The following is a 14365-nucleotide window of genomic DNA, read 5'->3' on the forward strand; positions in this document are numbered from 1 at the left end:
GGCTGGTTCTGATTAAATCAGAACCAGCGTCGCTCTTGTTTTGACGCGTTTTCCTTGCGCGAACCGGTGTCCACCTCGCTTGAAAACGCTATAGATAGGTCCATGCGCATCCTAGGCCTTGCGGGGCGACGGCTCGCCGCCTCGATCCCGACCCTGTTTTTGATCCTGATCGGCGTGTTTCTGCTGCTGCAGTTCGCGCCGGGCGACACCGTCGATGCGATGATGGCGCAGATGGGCGGCGGCGACGCCGCAACCGCGCGCGAGCTGCGCAAATTTTACGGCCTCGACCTCTCGGTGCCGGCCCAGCTCGGCAACTACCTCTGGCGCCTGGTGCGGCTCGATCTCGGCTTCTCTTCGATCTATGGCAAGCCGGTGGCTTCGGTCATCCTGGAGCGGCTGCCGCCGACCATTCTTTTGATGACGGCGTCGCTATCCTTTGCGTTCTTCTTCGGTCTGTTGTTCGGCGTGATCGCGGCGCGTGGTGTCAACCGCTGGCCGGATACGCTGATCTCGACGCTTGGCCTCGTGTTCTACGCCACGCCCTCCTTCTGGTTCGGGTTGATGGCGATCGTGGTGTTCTCGGTCTACCTGCAATGGCTGCCGCCCGGAGGTTTCGAGAATATCGGCACGGTGCAAGTAGGTATCTGGCGCACCATCGACATCGCCCAGCATCTCGTGCTGCCGACGCTGACGCTCGGACTGATTTTCCTTGCGATTTACCTCCGCATCATGCGCGCCTCGATGCTGGAGGTGCTCAACCTCGATTATGTCCGCACCGCCCGCGCCAAGGGCCTCGACGAGACCCGCGTGGTGACGCGGCACGTGCTGCGCAACGCCCTCCTCCCGATGGTGACGCTGATCGGCCTGCAGGCCGGCACCATGCTGGGCGGGTCGGTGGTGGTCGAAAGCGTGTTCTCGCTGCCGGGGCTCGGACGGCTGGCCTACGAGTCGGTCGTGCAGCGCGACCTCAATACCCTGCTGGGAATCGTGTTCGTCTCCGCCCTCCTCGTCATTGTCGTCAACTTCGCCGTCGATCTCCTCTATGCGCGGCTTGACCCGCGCATCTCGGCGGAAGGGTAGAACGATGGATGCGGTCAAACGCTATTTCCGCAGTCCCGCCGCTGTCGCAGGCCTGGTGTTGCTGCTGATCGTGATCGCAATGGCGGTCAGCGCCGGCTGGTTCTATCCGCGCGATCCGCTCGCACTGGCCGGCCGGCCCCTGATCTGGCCGTTCTCCAATCCGCGCTTCCTGCTCGGCACCGACAATTCCGGCCGCGATATCGCCGCACAGATTCTTTACGGCGCGCGGATCTCGCTGCTGATCGGCGGCGTCGCCACGGCGATTGCGATTTTGATCGGCATCTTCGTCGGCGCTTTCGCCGGCTATTATGGCGGCTGGGTCGATACCGTGCTGATGCGGATCACCGAGGCCTTCCAGACCTTGCCGAACTTCGTGCTGCTGCTGGTTCTGGTCGCCGTGTTCGGGTCGACCCTGACCACCGTCACCATCGCGGTCGGCGTGGTGTCGTGGCCGGCGCCGGCGCGGCTCACCCGCGCCGAATTCCTGTCGCTGCGCAACCGCGAATTCGTCCAGGCCGGCCGCACGCTTGGCATGAAGGACATTCAGCTGATCCTTGGCGAAATCCTGCCCAACGCGTTGCCGCCGGTGATCGTCTACGCCAGCGTGGTGATGGCGGTCGCGATCCTGCTGGAGAGCGCGCTGGCGTTCCTGCGCCTGTCCGATCCCAACGTGGCGTCCTGGGGCAACCTGATCGGCCTCGGCCGCGATGTGCTGCGGGTGCAATGGTATGTTTCGGCGATCCCCGGCATCGCCATCCTGGTCACGGTGCTCGCCGTGTCGCTGGTCGGCCAGGGCCTCAACGATGCGCTCAATCCGAGGCTGAAGAGCCGATGAGCGAGCCGCCGAACACCGTCCTCTCGATCGAGCACCTCGGCGTCCGCCTGCCGGCGGGCGCGGATCGGCGGCACGCATTGTCTGATGTGTCGCTGTCGATCGCATCGGACGAGATCCTCTGCGTGGTCGGCGAATCCGGCTCCGGCAAATCGATGATGGCCAACGCCATCATGCGCCTGCTGCCCAATGAGGTATCCATCGACGGCGGCCGGGTGATGTTCGAGGGCCGCGATCTCGCCTCCGCCACCGTCGCCGAAATGCGCCAGGTGCGCGGCGCCGGCATTGCGATGATCTTCCAGGAGCCGATGACCGCGCTCAATCCACTGCGCACCATCGGCGATCAGATCGCCGAGATGTTTTCTATCCACACCGAACTGTCCAAGGCCGAAATCGCCGCCAGGGTTTTGGCCCTGCTCGCCGACGTGCGGATCCCCGATCCCAAGGTCGCGGCGAAGGCCTATCCGCACGAACTGTCCGGCGGCCAACGGCAGCGCGCGATGATCGCGATGGCGCTTGCGCTCGACCCAAAGCTCCTGATCGCGGATGAGCCGACCACCGCGCTCGATGTCACGACGCAGGCTCAGATCCTGAAGCTGATCCGTGACCTGCAGCAGCGACGGAAGGCCGCGGTGCTGTTCATCACCCATGATTTCGGCGTCGTCGCCGAGATCGCCGACCGCGTCGTGGTGATGCAGCACGGCGCGATCGTTGAACAGGGCCCGGCCACTACGGTGCTGAACGATCCCAGGCATGCCTACACCAAGCAACTCATCGCCGCCGTGCCGCCGCTGAAGGCGCCGCCGCCGCGCGCGCTCTCGACCGAGAACATTTTGACGATATCGGATGTTTCCAAGACCTACCGCACCGGCGGTTTCCTCGGCCGCGGCGCGCGCGTGACGCCCGCGGTCAAGGACGTATCGCTCTCCCTGCCCAGAGGCGCGACGCTCGGCATCGTCGGCGAGTCCGGATCAGGCAAGTCGACGCTGGCGCGCTGCATCGTTCGGCTTATCGATCCGGACCAGGGAGCGATCCTGCTCGAGGGCAACGACTGGGCGAAGATGTCGCGTGAGAACGTCCGCCGCGAGACCCGTCACATCCAGATGGTGTTCCAGGACCCGTTCGCCTCGCTCAATCCGCGCCGCAAGGCGGCCGAACTGGTGGCGCAGGGACCGATCGTGCACGGCACGCCGCGCGCCAAGGCAATCGCCGATGCGCGGGAATTGTTTGCGCTGGTCGGGCTCGATCCTTCCGCCGGCGACCGGTTTCCGCATGAATTTTCGGGCGGCCAGCGGCAACGCATTGGTCTTGCACGTGCGCTCGCGCTCAAGCCGGCCGTGCTGGTCGCGGACGAACCGGTCTCCGCGCTCGATGTCTCGGTGCAGGCGCAGGTGCTAAAGCTGCTCGCCGAATTGCGACAGCGGCTCGGTCTCTCCATCGTCTTCATCACGCATGATCTGCGGGTCGCCGCGCAAATCTGCGATCTCGTCGCCGTGATGAAGGATGGCGCCGTGGTGGAGCAAGGCCTCGCGGGCGAAGTGTTCGGCAACCCGCAGCATCCCTATACGCAGGCGTTGCTGGCTTCGATCCCCGGCGGCGACTTCACGCGCAAGCGCGACGCCCTGATCGTCAGCTAGAACGATCGCTGCTCAGCGGTCACTGCGGCCGGCGCGAGGCGAGAAAATACTCCGCCCATTGGAGCAACTCGAAACGATCGCCCTTCATCAATTCCTGCGCGTCGCGCTGCCGGTAGAGCACCAGCATCCAGGGGGCGATTTTGCGCAGCACTCCGTGCATCACGAACGGCACCGGTTCCGTGAACGGCAGCGCCAGTTCGCTTTCCGGCACGCCGCGGACCGCCTTTGACAATTCGTTGCCAAGCGGGATCGTCAGCGCGACCGCGCGGCCGTTGCAGCCGGTCCAGCCATAGGCGTTGGGCCCGAGTTTGTGGATGCGCGGCAAGAAGTCCGCCGTCATCCCGACATAACCGTTCCAGACATAATCGAACGCGACCTCGCCGATCTGTGGCCACAGCCGCTGCAGCCGTTCCGTCACAAGAGCCTTGATCCGTTCGACCTTGTTGCCGGGGCCGAGCACGGCGCCGCCGGTAATCAGGCGATTTCGCGCGTCATAGCGCGCGAAATACAATTCGCCGTGGGTATCGGAGAGCGCTTGCCGGCCGGGGATGATCGTCTTGCGGACATTGTCCGACAGCGGTTGCGTCGACATCTGCCAGGACAGCACCGGCATCACCTCGTGTGCCATGTCGGGCACAAGCGATTTCGAGAATTCACCGCTATAGGCGTTGCTCGCAACCACCAGCGCACGGCCGCTGATCTCGCCCTTTTCGGTCTTTACCACCCAGCGATCGCTGCGACGCTCGAAACTGATTGCCGGCGAACGGGCGTAGATACGCGCGCCAAGGGCCAGCACCGCGTGTGCAAGCCCGCGCGCCAGCGCCAGCGGATTGATGTGGCCGCCGGTCTTGTTCCAGAAGCCGCCGTACCATGCATCCGACCCGGTCATGTCGCGCGCCTGCTCACGCGACAGCAGTTCAACCGGCGCGCCGAACTTCGACCATTGCCGCACACGCCTTTCCGCAATCTTGATGCGGCCCGGTGAATGCACCGGTTGCACCCATCCGGCCTCCTCCTGCTCGGCCTCGATCTTGTAACGCCGCGCCACCTCGAACAGCGTCGACGCGCTATCGCGCAGCATTCCGACGAAGCGCTCGCCGACCACGCCGTGTTTGGCAATGATGTCTTCCGGGTCGGGCCGCGACAGCGTCGGAATTACCTGGCCGTTGTTACGACCCGACGCGCCCCATCCCGGCTCTGCGGCTTCCACGATCGCGACATCGACCCCGGCCTCGCGCAGATGTAGCGCCGTCGATAACCCCGTGAAGCCCGCACCGATCACGATCACATCGGCCTGCTGCGTCCCGGTCAATTCCGGAAGCTTAGGCCCTGACGGCGTCACTGCTGCCCACAGCGAAGGCGGCCAGCGGACTTCGGCGCTATTCATCGTGATCCTTTCTTGCGGGCGGCAGATCGAATGGTTAGCTTAGTACGCATCATCAGCCCGGGGAAATAGCAGAGTGGCACTCAAGAACGTCATCGGAATCGATCACGCCGTGGTCATGGTGAAGGACCTCGACAAATCAGCTGAAAATTACAGGCGGCTCGGCTTCACGGTGTCGCCGCGCGGCACCCACAGCGCGCATATGGGATCGGGCAATTACACCATCATGTTCGACCCTGACTATATGGAATTGCTCGGTGTCTTGACGCCGACAGAACATAATGCTCCGGCGCGCGCGTTTCTGGAAAAGCGCGGCGAGGGCATCGAACGCATCGCTTTTACCGCGGTGGATTCCGCCGACGGCGCCGAAGAAATCCGCGCGCGCGGCTATCCGCCGGTTGGACCGACCGATTTCGAGCGGCCGGTGACGATGCCCGATGGCACCCTCTCGGCGGCAAAATTCCGGACGTTCCAATGGCCGACCGCGGAAGCGCCGGGCGGCGTGCGCATCTTCGCCTGCCAGCACAAGACGCGCGAGACGGTGTGGATTCCCGAACTGATGAAGCATGCCAATGGTGCCAAACGACTGCGGCAGGTGCTGATCGTTTCGCCGGAACCCGCCAACGACGCCGCGCATATGTCGCGCATGATCGATCGCGACGCGAGAACCGAGCAGGACGGCGCCATCGCAGTACCCTCAGGCTCCGATCGCGCCGACTTCGTGTTCCTGACCAGGGATCAACTGAGCAAGCGTTACCCCGAGGTATCGCTGAACGGTCTGCCCGAGCGTGGCGGCGCGGGACTGGTGATTGAGGCCGACGTCACCGCAGCCGAGAAGGCGCTTGGCGCAACCGGGGTTCGCAACGGTGGTGGCGGCGTGATCGTGCCACCTGCCGCGGGCAACGGCACCCTGCTCGCCTTTGTCAAGGCGTAGCCGACCGCGCTTGTCGCTGTATCAGGGGACAGCCGGATCATGGCGAAGGGCAAGGGCGAACCGGACGGCGACACGGCAACGACCCGCCGTGGCCGCCCCCGTTCCGCCGAGACGACCAACGCTATTCTGCAGAGCGCCTACACCCTGATGGCAACCACGGGCCTTGCCGCCACCAGCATCGATGCGGTGGCGCGGGATTCGAACGTCTCGAAGATGACCATCTACAAATGGTGGCCGTCGCGCGAGGCGCTGCTGATTGATGCGTTCCTGAACCATGCTTCCTTGATGCTGCCGCTGCCGAGCATCGGCACGCCGGCAGACCGCCTGAGAAGCCACGCCGCCGCCTATGCGAAGGCGCTGCAGGGTGAGTTCGGCAAGGTACAGCTCGCGGTGATCTCCGAATGCATTTCGAACACCGGGTCGGCGGAAATCTTCTACGAGCGCTATCTGCAATACCGAAGGACAGCCCTGGTTGAACTGATCGCTGCCGGCCAGCAGGATGGCAGCATCGGAGCGGCGGGCGCGCCGGAAGACCTGTATGACGCGATCTACGGCAGCCTGTTCTATCGCTACATCTTCGGCATCAAACCGATCTCGCCGGCGCAAGCCCGCAATCTCGTCGACACCCTGCTGATCATCAAGAGCCGCTGACACCATCGACGTGCTTGCGCCGCTCGCGGCGGAACCAGGCCCACGTCTCGCGCGTCACGGCCAGATAGCCCTGCCCCCGGAACGCAATCCGGTCGTCGACAATCCGGTTCAATTTTGGCAGCGCATGGAAGGGTATCGACGGGTAGGCGTGATGCTCGACGTGATAGGGCATGTTCCATGCGAACCACTTCATCACGGTGCCGGTATAGGTGGTGCGGGTGTTGTCGAAGGCGCTGCGCGTTCGTTCGCATCCGGTGTGTTCCGCATAGAGGTAGGGCCGCAGGATCAACTGGCCGATCAGCAGCGGAACGATCCAGACCCAGAGCAGGATAGCGGTATGCAGCGCGAGCGAGATCAGCAGCAGTGCTATGTAACCCGCGAGATAGAGGCGCGCTTCCCGCACGATGATGTGGCGCTTGTTCTCGGGAATCCAGGGCAGCGCAACCTTGCCGGTCAGGGCGTGACGCAGCATCAGCGCCTCACGGCCGGCGATCTGAACAAGCCCGCTATAGGCGATCGCGAGTTGCGTGTCCGAGGACGGCTTGGGGCCGACGATCAACTCCGGATCCTTGTCGGGATCCTGCGTGTAGCGATGATGGTCCCAATGAAACAGGCAGTAATATTCGTAGCGATGCGCGATCATGAAGGCCGACAGATGGCCGACAACGAGATTCAACGCGCGGCTGCGGAACGCGGTCTTATGGGCGGTTTCGTGCATCGGCATGAACAGGAATGCCACCAGATAGGCCTGCACGACGATCAGCGGCAAGGCCCACGCCAATCCGTAATTCGACGAGACCAGCCATATCAGGGTCCCGACGATGGCAATTGCGCCGTAATGGCTGACGGTGCGAACCGCGCCTCGAAGATCCGATCGTTCCGAGAGTTCGCGGAGCATCGCGGGACTGAGCGGCTTCTCCCGGAGTTTTGGTTCAACTGACGTCACGATGTTCATGGTTGCAAACGCCTCATTGGATGGGTTCTGTTTTTCAACGTTTTAAGAACGCCGATATCTCGGCGTTGATGAATGCGCGATCCGCAGGGTAGTTGATCGGATTTCCGGCGCGGTGGCCGTGGATCGACGGAATGGGGTGAAGTTCGGCCGACCTCGCATTGACGAGCTTGCCGATCTCGGCCTCGTTGTCGCGCACGTCGAAGTAACGGTCGGTCTGCCCCGGCATCAACAGCACATGCGCCCTGATCGCTGCGAGCGCGCGGGTAATGTCGCCGCCAAATTCCGGGCACTGGCTGATGTCGCCGCGCTGCCAGATGCCGATCTGCGCGAGCAGATCGTTGGCGTCGCGCCTCGAGAAGGCGATATCCCACGAGCCTGCCAAATAGTCTTCCAGCGAGTTGAATCCTGCCTCGCGCCAGACTTCATCCCGGTAGAAGGCGTGCGACATCGCCCAGCCCGCATAGATGCGCCCCATCGCGCGAAGGCCGGCGGAAGGTTTGGCGGCGAAGCGGCCGTCCCTGAAATTGGGGTCCGTGGTCAGCGCCGCCTTCACGCCCTCCAGAAATACGTGATTATAGGGCGAGCACCGCGCGCTGCCGCAGACGATGGCGGCGCGTTCCACCATGTCGGGATGGCAGGCCGCCCAATGGTAGGCCTGCATGCCGCCCATCGACCAGCCATAGACCAGCGCGATCTTCGCGATGCCGAATTGCTCCACCAGCAACCGGCGCTGAACCGCGACCGCGTCGTGATAGCTGATCGCCGGAAATGGCGTCACGTCGGTATTGGACGGTGACGAAGACAGGCCGTTGCCGAACAGATTCGGAATGATGATGAAGTAGCGCTCGGGATCCAGGATGCCGCCGGGCTGGATCAGCCATTCGGTGTCTAAGTGTTGCGCGCTGAACGACGTCGGATAGACAATCACATTGTCCTTCCGCGCATTCAGGCTGCCATAGGTCTTGTAGGCGAGACGCATGGAAGGGAACACGACGTCAGACTGAAGCGGGACGTCGCCCGCCTCGAAGACCTGATAGTCGCCGCTGGTCGTCATTTGCCCGGCTCCGGTGCCTCGACATTAACTGTACTAATAGTACATTATATAGATACGATTGCAAGCCCGCGCTGCGAAGGCGTGGGCCATCGCCGGTAACGCGCCTCTTGCCATTGCAGGAACACGGTTTGACGGTGCGGTCGCAAGCAACGAATTGCTTCGATGGCACGCCCGCGGCTGAACCGCCGCCTCGGCTCCTCGCCCCTTCCACCATAATACCGCACGAAGGGGGCTAGGCAGGCCACGCACGGACGTTACTATCGCCGCAAAACAAGCCGACCCAGGGAGAGAAAAACAATGAAGAATCATCTGATCTCGCGCCGTGCCGTTCTGGCCGGCACCGCCGCCGCAGGCGCGCTGAGCCTGACCGGCTTTCCGGCCCGCGCGGCCGAACCACAGTGGAAAAAATACGCCGGCACCAAGCTCGAGGTGATCCTCGCCAAGGGCCCGCGCGGCGACAATTTTCAAAAGAACATCAAGGAATTTACCGAACTCACCGGCATCCAGGTCGAATCGGAGCAAATCCCCGAGCAGCAGCAGCGCCAGAAGGCCGTGATCGAACTTGCTTCGGGCAAGCCGAGCTTCGACGTGGTTCATGTCAGCTACCACGTGCAGAAGCGCCAGTTCGAGAAGGCCGGCTGGCTCGCCGACATCTCCGGCTACATGAAAGACCCGAACCTCACCGCGCCCGACCTGGTCGAAAGCGATTTCTCGGCCGGCGGCCTGCAATACGCCAAGAACGACAAGGGACAGATGCACTCCCTGCCGTGGTCGGTCGACTATTTCATCCTCTATTACAACAAGGAGCTGTTCCAGAAGAAGGGCGTCGCGGTGCCGAAGACCTTCGACGAGATGGTCGCGGCCGCCGAAAAGCTCACCGACGCCAAGGAAGGCACCTTCGGCTTCGTCGGGCGCGGCCTGCGCAACGCCAACATGACGCTGTGGACCAACTTCTTCCTCAACGCCGGCGGCGAATTCCTCGATGCCAAGGGCGGCATCCTGACCGACGGCCCGGAGGCGATCGAAGCCACCAAGCTGTACCAGACGCTGCTGACCAAGGTCGCGCCTCCCGGCGTCGCCGGCTTCAACTGGATGGAGTCGATGGCCTCGTTCACGCAGGGCCGCTCGGCGATGTGGATCGACGGCGTCGGCTGGGCGCCGCCGCTGGAAGACCCGGCCGCCTCGCGCATCGTCGGCAAGGTCGGCTACACCGTCGTGCCCAAGGGATCCAAGGGACAATATTCGGCAACCTATGGCGACGGCATCGGCATCGCGGCCGCCAGCAAGAACAAGGAAGCGGCCTATCTCTTGTGCCAATGGGCGGTCTCGAAGAAGCAAGGCGCGCGATTGCTGCAGGCCGGCGGCGGCGTGCCGTTCCGCAACTCCATCCTCAACGACCCCGAGATACAGAGCGGGGTCAAGATGCCGAAGGAATGGCTGCAGTCGGTGATCGATTCCGCCAAGATCAGCAAGCTCGGCCTGCCCGTCATCATTCCGGTCGCCGAATTCCGCGATCTCGTCGGCGCGGCCCTCACCTCGACTCTCTCTGGTGCTGATCCCGCGACGGAGCTGAAGAAGGCTCATGAGCAGTTCCGCCCGATCCTGGAGCGCAGTGAAAAAGCGTGAAGGCAATAGCAGAAGTCACTCCGGCCGCGGCTGATCCCGCGCCGGGGCAGGAATGGCGGCCGCCGACCTACTGGCCGTTCGTGGTGCCGGCGCTGGTCGTCGTGCTCGCCGTGATCGTGTTCCCATGGGTGTTCACGATCTGGATGAGCCTCAACGAGTGGAAGGTCGGCTCGCCGACCACCTTTGTCGGCTTCGCCAATTATGTTCGAATGCCGAACGATCCCCGCTTCGTCGAAGCGGTCGGACACACGCTGCTTTACACCGCCTTGTCGGTGCTGCTGCCGCTGATCCTCGGCACCTTTGCAGCCGTGGTGTTTCACGCCAAATTTCCCGGCCGCGGATTCCTGCGCGGGGTCTTCATCATGCCGATGATGGCGACGCCGGTGGCGATCGCGCTGGTCTGGACCATGATGTTCCACCCGCAGCTCGGCATACTGAACTATCTGCTGTCGCTGGTCGGCCTGCCGCCGCAATTGTGGGTGTTTCATCCCGGCACCGTGATCCCCTCGCTGGTGCTGGTCGAAACCTGGCAATGGACTCCCTTGGTGATGCTGATCGTGCTCGGCGGCCTCGCCGCGATCCCGACCGAACCCTATGAAAGCGCGCAGATCGACGGCGCCAGCGTCTGGCAGGTGTTCCGCTACATCACGCTGCCGCTGATCACGCCGTTCCTGTTCATCGCCGGCATGATCCGCATGATCGATGCGGTCAAGAGCTTCGACATCATCTTCGCCATCACGCAAGGCGGGCCCGGCTCGGCGTCGGAGACCATCAACCTCTATCTCTACAGCGTCGCCTTCATCTATTACGACCTCGGCTATGGATCGGCGATCGCGGTGATCTTCTTCCTGCTGATCGTCGCCATGGCGGCGCTGATGCTGCACCTGCGCCAACGCACGATGTGGACCGAGATCGGGAGCGGAGCATGAGTCTGCGTCAGATCCTCGGCAAGATCGGGCTGTGGTTTGCGATCTTCGTGGTAGTGTCACCCGCGATCCTGTTCTTTCTCTGGATGGCCTCGCTGTCGGTCAAGTTCGAAGTCGACAACGCCGCCTACCCGCCGGTGTTTTTCCCCGAGCGCTTTGCCTGGAAGAATTACGCCGAAGTGCTCGCCTCCAACCGCTTTCTGACCTATTTCATCAACAGCCTCGTGGTAACCGGCACCGCGACCGGGCTCGCGATGCTGGTCGGCGTGCCCGCAGGCTATGGCATCGCGCGGATGGCGGCGCATAAATCCGCGATCGTGATCCTGATCGCCCGCATCACGCCGGGATTGTCGTATCTCATCCCGCTGTTTCTTCTGTTCCAGTGGCTCGGATTGCTCGGCACGCTGGTGCCGCAGATCATCATCCACCTCGTGGTTACGGTGCCGATCGTGATCTGGATCATGATCGGCTATTTCGAGACCACGCCGCTGGAGCTCGAGGAAGCCGCCCTGATCGACGGCGCCACACGCTGGCAGGTGTTCCTTCACGTGGCGCTGCCGATTGCCCGTCCGGGGCTTGCCGTTGCCTTCATTCTCGCGGTGATCTTCTCCTGGAACAATTTCGTGTTCGGCATCGTGCTGGCGGGACGGGAGACGCGCACGCTGCCCGTCGCGGTCTACAACATGATTTCGTTCGACCAGTTGAGCTGGGGACCGCTAGCGGCGGCCGCGCTCATCGTGACCTTCCCCGTCCTGTTGCTCACGGTATTGGCGCAGCGGCAGATCGTGGCCGGGCTGACCGCAGGCGCCGTCAAAGGCGGCTAGCTGCAAGCTCCGGTGCGAGCGCTTCCAGTACCGCAGACGAATTGGTGACCCAGCCGAAGATACCGCCCTGGGCCTTGATCATCTTCAGGCCCATCTCATGGAATTCCGGAAAATAGGATGCGCAGCCGTCGGCCAGCACCACGCAGCGATAGCCGCGATCGTTGGCCTCGCGCACCGTGGTGTTGACGCAGACTTCCGTGGTGACGCCGCACACCAGCAGATTCTCGATGCCGTATTTCTCAAGGATGTCGCCGAGTTCGGTGGCGTAGAACGCGCCCTTGCCGGGCTTGTCGATCACGATCTCTGAGTCGAGCGGATAGAGCTCGGGAATGATGTCGTGGCCCGCCTCGCCGCGGATCAGGATCCGCCCCATCGGTCCGGGATCGCCGATCCGCAATGACGGCGCGCCGCGTTCGACCTTGGCGGGCGGCGCGTCGGACAGGTCGGGCAGATGTCCCTCGCGGGTGTGGATGACCAGCATGCCGGTTTCGCGCGCCGCTGACAGCACCGAAGCGATCGGCTTCACCGCGCGCGCCAGCTGCGACACGTCATTGCCCAGCGTCTCGCCGAAGCCGCCGGGCTCCATGAAGTCGCGCTGCATGTCGATGATCAGAAGCGCGGTCGCCGCCCACTCAAGCGCGATCGGCTCCGGCTCGGCGGCGACCTTGCCGATGGATGGCCCCTTTGAGTTCGTCATGATGCAAGCGCCCGACCGAGAGTAATTTCCGGTGAGATTAAGCAAGGCGCATGCCATTGTACAATTCTTGCGCAAGCCGGCAATGAGTTGGCACGCTTGTTGCTAAATATCGCGGTATCGCAACGTCGAAACGCCGGCGGTCTGCCGCAGCGCCACAAATTCGGGAGGAACACATGAACGGGCTTGGAGGTCTCAACAAATCGCCGGAAGGCGTCGTGATCGGGCTGGTTCAACTGCAATTGCCTGTTGTCGTGACCAGGGCGGACCTCGCGCGGCAGACCGAGCGCATCGTCTACATGGTCGGAAAGGCGCGGCGCAATCTCGGCACCATGGATCTCGTCGTATTTCCCGAATATTCGCTGCACGGCCTGTCGATGGATACCAATCCCGAGATCATGTGCCGGCTCGATGGACCGGAGGTCGCCGCCTTCAAGCAGGCCTGTATCGACAACAATATCTGGGGCTGCTTCTCGATCATGGAGTTCAACCCGAACGGCAATCCCTACAATTCCGGCCTGATCATCGATAACAACGGCGAGATCAAGCTCTACTACCGGAAATTCCATCCCTGGATCCCGGTCGAGCCGTGGGAGCCCGGCGATATCGGCATTCCCGTGATCGAGGGTCCGAAAGGCGCCAAGCTCGCGTTGATCATCTGCCATGACGGCATGTTCCCGGAGATGGCGCGCGAATGCGCCTACAAGGGTGCGGAGATCATGATCCGCACCGCCGGCTACACCGCGCCGATCCGCGAAAGCTGGCGTTTTACAAATCAGGCCAATTCCTTCCAGAATTTGATGGTGACCGCCAACGTCTGCATGTGCGGCTCCGACGGCTCGTTCGATTCCATGGGCGAAGGCATGATCGTGAATTTCGACGGCAGCATCATCGCCCACGGCACCACCGGCCGCGCCGACGAGATCATCACCGCCGAAGTCCGCCCTGACCTGGTGCGCGAGGCGCGGATCCACTGGGGCGTCGAGAACAACATCTACCAGCTCTGGCACCGCGGCTATGTCGCGGTGAAGGGTGGCGCGATGGATTGCCCGTATACGTTCATGCAGGACATGGTGGCGGGTACGTTCCGGCTTCCGTGGGAGGATCAGGTCAAGGTGACGGACGGCACGTCGTGCGGTTTTCCGGCGCCGACTAGGATGTTCGGGAAAACGGCGAAGGCGGCGGAGTGATTGCTCACGCCGTCGTCCCGGCGTTACTACCGTCGTCCCGGGCTTGACCCGGGACCCATACCGCGTGATCTCTCGTTGAGGAGCCGGTAACAGAGACCATTCGCAAACTTTCTTCCTGTGGTTATGGGTCCCGGGTCAAGCCCGGGACGACAGCGGTGTTTTTTGTTGGCACCATGATCCAAACGCACCTTCGCATTCTCGCGACGCATTGCGCCCGAGGTTTGCCAGAAATTCCTTGCCCTCTCATGAGAGGGCGCAGGGAAGACCGGGTGCGCGCTGCACCCGCGGTCTCGTGTGCGAATAGTGCAAAGAAAGCTGCACACGAGCATACAGGGCAGCGGAGAACACCCGGCCTTCCCTGCGCAATGGCTTTACGGCTTATGCCGTGATCTCCCCGGAGACGAGTTCTTGGTTGACTCCGTCGCTGCCGTTCCCGCTTGCGCTTCTCCGACAGCTTGACGCCTGCCACGGGCGCCAGGACCACACGGTTTTGCCGTACGCTTATCCACGCCGTCGTCGAGGCGTAAACCAGCGTCCACCGCAACCCGTCCAACGTCCGTGACGACGGCCGACGCCCT

13 protein-coding genes are annotated in these 14365 nt (G+C 63.0%); 9 read left to right on the forward strand and 4 right to left on the reverse strand.

The features are described 5' to 3' along the window. The first annotated feature begins 102 nt into the window (after positions 1-102). The 3 genes from JQ597_RS15575 to JQ597_RS15585 are packed head-to-tail and all read left to right on the forward strand — an operon-like array spanning position 103 to position 3549. Positions 103-1080 (forward strand): ABC transporter permease, encoded by a 978-nt coding sequence (locus JQ597_RS15575; protein WP_212265139.1) that lies wholly within the window; start codon positions 103-105, stop codon positions 1078-1080. Between the two features lie 4 nt (positions 1081-1084). Then, entirely contained in the window at positions 1085-1915 is an 831-nt protein-coding gene (locus tag JQ597_RS15580) for an ABC transporter permease (RefSeq protein WP_192734916.1), read from the forward strand. Further along, positions 1912-3549 (forward strand): ABC transporter ATP-binding protein, encoded by a 1638-nt coding sequence (locus tag JQ597_RS15585; protein WP_212265140.1) that lies wholly within the window; start codon positions 1912-1914, stop codon positions 3547-3549. The genes JQ597_RS15580 and JQ597_RS15585 overlap by 4 nt, the downstream gene beginning before the upstream one ends. Positions 3550-3568: 19 nt before the next feature. Here the strand turns inward: JQ597_RS15585 and JQ597_RS15590 are convergent, their stop codons facing one another. Continuing rightward, a complete protein-coding gene (locus JQ597_RS15590) occupies positions 3569-4936 on the reverse strand; it encodes an NAD(P)/FAD-dependent oxidoreductase (protein ID WP_212265141.1) in 1368 nt (455 codons plus the stop codon). Between the two features lie 73 nt (positions 4937-5009). Between JQ597_RS15590 and JQ597_RS15595 the strand changes: the two genes are divergently transcribed. Both JQ597_RS15595 and JQ597_RS15600 read left to right on the forward strand, forming a co-directional pair. Further along, positions 5010-5867: a VOC family protein gene (locus JQ597_RS15595; RefSeq protein ID WP_212265142.1), complete on the forward strand. Its 858-nt coding sequence runs from the start codon at positions 5010-5012 to the stop codon at positions 5865-5867. Positions 5868-5906: 39 nt separating this feature from the next. After that, positions 5907-6518: a TetR/AcrR family transcriptional regulator gene (locus tag JQ597_RS15600; RefSeq protein ID WP_212265143.1), complete on the forward strand. Its 612-nt coding sequence runs from the start codon at positions 5907-5909 to the stop codon at positions 6516-6518. Here JQ597_RS15600 and JQ597_RS15605 read toward each other — a convergent pair. Further along, entirely contained in the window at positions 6505-7473 is a 969-nt protein-coding gene (locus JQ597_RS15605) for a fatty acid desaturase (protein WP_212265144.1), read from the reverse strand. The genes JQ597_RS15600 and JQ597_RS15605 overlap by 14 nt on opposite strands. Positions 7474-7507: 34 nt before the next feature. Further along, entirely contained in the window at positions 7508-8527 is a 1020-nt protein-coding gene (locus JQ597_RS15610) for an alpha/beta fold hydrolase (protein ID WP_212265145.1), read from the reverse strand. Between the two features lie 297 nt (positions 8528-8824). Between JQ597_RS15610 and JQ597_RS15615 the strand changes: the two genes are divergently transcribed. From JQ597_RS15615 to JQ597_RS15625, 3 genes are read left to right on the forward strand one after another with little or no spacing between them, the layout of a single operon-like run. Next, on the forward strand, positions 8825-10153 hold the full coding sequence (locus tag JQ597_RS15615) for an ABC transporter substrate-binding protein (protein ID WP_212265146.1): 1329 nt from the start codon (positions 8825-8827) through the stop codon (positions 10151-10153). Between the two features lie 5 nt (positions 10154-10158). After that, entirely contained in the window at positions 10159-11082 is a 924-nt protein-coding gene (locus JQ597_RS15620) for a carbohydrate ABC transporter permease (protein WP_502752891.1), read from the forward strand. Beyond that, positions 11079-11903 (forward strand): carbohydrate ABC transporter permease, encoded by an 825-nt coding sequence (locus tag JQ597_RS15625; protein WP_212265148.1) that lies wholly within the window; start codon positions 11079-11081, stop codon positions 11901-11903. Before JQ597_RS15620 ends, JQ597_RS15625 begins: the two co-directional genes overlap by 4 nt. Here the strand turns inward: JQ597_RS15625 and JQ597_RS15630 are convergent. Next, positions 11890-12600, reverse strand: coding sequence for a cysteine hydrolase family protein (locus tag JQ597_RS15630; RefSeq protein WP_212265149.1), 711 nt, complete (start codon positions 12598-12600; stop codon positions 11890-11892). The two genes, JQ597_RS15625 and JQ597_RS15630, sit on opposite strands and share 14 nt — an antisense overlap. A gap of 173 nt (positions 12601-12773) precedes the next feature. Between JQ597_RS15630 and JQ597_RS15635 the strand changes: the two genes are divergently transcribed. Next, positions 12774-13787, forward strand: a complete 1014-nt coding sequence (locus JQ597_RS15635) for a formamidase (RefSeq protein WP_212265150.1) — start codon at positions 12774-12776, stop codon at positions 13785-13787. The last annotated feature ends 578 nt before the right edge of the window (positions 13788-14365 follow it).

The sequence above is a fragment of the Bradyrhizobium sp. AUGA SZCCT0177 genome, from assembly GCF_018130125.1.
GTDB lineage: Bacteria > Pseudomonadota > Alphaproteobacteria > Rhizobiales > Xanthobacteraceae > Bradyrhizobium.

Excerpts from the sequence above, each read along its gene's own strand:
- JQ597_RS15575 (WP_212265139.1), top strand. The coding sequence starts at position 103 with ATGCGCATCCTAGGCCTTGCGGGGCGACGGCTCGCCGCCTCGATCCCG.
- JQ597_RS15580 (WP_192734916.1), top strand. The coding sequence starts at position 1,085 with ATGGATGCGGTCAAACGCTATTTCCGCAGTCCCGCCGCTGTCGCAGGC.
- JQ597_RS15585 (WP_212265140.1), top strand. The coding sequence starts at position 1,912 with ATGAGCGAGCCGCCGAACACCGTCCTCTCGATCGAGCACCTCGGCGTC.
- JQ597_RS15590 (WP_212265141.1), bottom strand. The coding sequence starts at position 4,936 with ATGAATAGCGCCGAAGTCCGCTGGCCGCCTTCGCTGTGGGCAGCAGTG.
- JQ597_RS15600 (WP_212265143.1), top strand. The coding sequence starts at position 5,907 with ATGGCGAAGGGCAAGGGCGAACCGGACGGCGACACGGCAACGACCCGC.
- JQ597_RS15605 (WP_212265144.1), bottom strand. The coding sequence starts at position 7,473 with ATGAACATCGTGACGTCAGTTGAACCAAAACTCCGGGAGAAGCCGCTC.
- JQ597_RS15610 (WP_212265145.1), bottom strand. The coding sequence starts at position 8,527 with ATGACGACCAGCGGCGACTATCAGGTCTTCGAGGCGGGCGACGTCCCG.
- JQ597_RS15615 (WP_212265146.1), top strand. The coding sequence starts at position 8,825 with ATGAAGAATCATCTGATCTCGCGCCGTGCCGTTCTGGCCGGCACCGCC.
- JQ597_RS15625 (WP_212265148.1), top strand. The coding sequence starts at position 11,079 with ATGAGTCTGCGTCAGATCCTCGGCAAGATCGGGCTGTGGTTTGCGATC.
- JQ597_RS15630 (WP_212265149.1), bottom strand. The coding sequence starts at position 12,600 with ATGACGAACTCAAAGGGGCCATCCATCGGCAAGGTCGCCGCCGAGCCG.
- JQ597_RS15635 (WP_212265150.1), top strand. The coding sequence starts at position 12,774 with ATGAACGGGCTTGGAGGTCTCAACAAATCGCCGGAAGGCGTCGTGATC.